The sequence below is a fragment of the Ochrobactrum sp. SFR4 genome (assembly GCF_019730395.1).
In the GTDB taxonomy this organism is placed as follows: Bacteria; Pseudomonadota; Alphaproteobacteria; order Rhizobiales; family Rhizobiaceae; genus Pseudochrobactrum.
This window is the reverse complement of sequence record NZ_JAAPBB010000625.1, coordinates 1-293: the sequence shown is the minus strand read 5'-3', so window position 1 is coordinate 293 and position 293 is coordinate 1. Positions and strand designations below refer to the sequence as shown.

General features: G+C 53.6%; 1 protein-coding gene. It reads left to right on the top strand.

Features of this window, described 5'->3' with window-relative positions; all coding sequences use genetic code 11:
- On the top strand, nt 1-293 hold a 293-nt coding region (locus tag HBA93_RS20550; RefSeq protein ID WP_502910161.1), incomplete at both ends, for an HflX-like GTP-binding protein.

Here is a 293-nt window from a genome sequence, read left to right as displayed (position 1 = left end):
CTTCACAACAAAGGTGGAAGAGACACGTGCTTTTGTTGTGGTGCCGATTTTGCCGGAACGCTATGCGCTGGTCGTTGATCAGGATGAGAGCGAACGCCCGAAATACCGCCGCAGTGATGAGGCGCGGCTTGAAGAAGCTGCGGGTCTGGCACGCGCAATTGACCTGAATATTATCGACAGTTTTCTAGTGCAGACTTCGCAACCGCGCCCGGCGACATTGCTCGGCACCGGTAAAGTCGAAGATATTGCTGATCGTATCGAGCGTGAAGAGATCGAACTGGTGATTGTCGATC